The 1086-nt window shown below is 50.8% G+C and carries 2 protein-coding genes; one reads left to right on the forward strand and one right to left on the reverse strand.

Features of this window, described 5'->3' with window-relative positions; all coding sequences use genetic code 11:
• On the reverse strand, positions 1-256 hold a 256-nt coding region (locus V6D20_10310), incomplete at its 3' end, for a hypothetical protein (protein HEY9816173.1).
• A 405-nt stretch (positions 257-661) separates the two neighbouring features.
• Here V6D20_10310 and V6D20_10315 point away from each other — a divergent pair.
• On the forward strand, positions 662-1086 hold a 425-nt coding region (locus V6D20_10315; GenBank protein ID HEY9816174.1), incomplete at its 3' end, for a hypothetical protein.

The following is a 1086-nucleotide window of genomic DNA, read 5'->3' on the forward strand; positions in this document are numbered from 1 at the left end:
CCACAGGGCCCTCTGGATTGACTTCACCTACCAGTCTTTCTTTGGACATGAATCCCCACCCATTACTAGACCTTCTGCCAGACGCCTGATACTGCGCGACGACCGGGTTGTTGCCAGGTACCTTGATCTCTACAAACAAAAACTCAAAGAACACCACCTGCAGGCCCGACAGTTCTCCCTGGAGGCCTCCATCACTGGTCCTCTGACTCCCACCCAAGCCCTGGAAGCCAATACTATCAAAAACCTGATCACTCAATGCATGCTGTACGCTGAGCGCCGCTGCCGGAAATTACGAATGGGTGCAGTGCAGTATTCCCTGGCAGTGGACAAACCCCGCAAAGAAGTTACCTTTTGGAACCTTGCTATTTACCGACGCCAAGGTGGCCGAGTCCATGGGCGATACTATGACAAGGTAAAGCAAAAGGCTGGTCTAGACCACCTCTATACACGCGCTTTGACTCTCCCTGAGCTCCTCCATCACCGAAAAGAAGCCTGGTCCCGATATAACCAAGCCAAGAAACACGATATGGACTCCCGACTCAAATTCATTGACACTTTTGACCCTAAACGTAAGAAACAGGTGCTCAGACATATGCAGCAACGCCAACAGGGCCGAGCAGTGAGACGCATTCTTGGAAAGCTAGGTACAGGTAGTGTCACTATGGTCCTCCATGAAGATGCCCAGGGCAACACTGTGGAATGTGCTACCAAAAACTCCATTGAGCAGGCCTGTTGCTCCACTAATGAACTCAAATACCGCCAATCTGAAGACACACCCTTCATGACTCCTCCCCTCCAGCCCCTTCTTGGGTACCTAGGAGACCAAGATGTGGTACAGCAGATCCTGGCTGGCACCTTTGAACCTCCTCCAGGCCTTGACCAGTACACTTTGAAATTCATCCATCACCTTCAAATGCCAGAGGCCATCAAAGCCCAACCTAGATGCCCCTCTTATATCTCCACTGCGCAACATATCAATGACTGGAAGAAAGCCCGCGAACGCACCTCTGCTGCGTCTAAAAAACGTAATTTGGGGTCTTGGACCAAAATTTTGGTATACCCCAAAATTTCGATAGTCTACGGGGC

It is taken from the genome of Candidatus Obscuribacterales bacterium, assembly GCA_036703605.1.
In the GTDB taxonomy this organism is placed as follows: Bacteria; Cyanobacteriota; Cyanobacteriia; order RECH01; family RECH01; genus RECH01.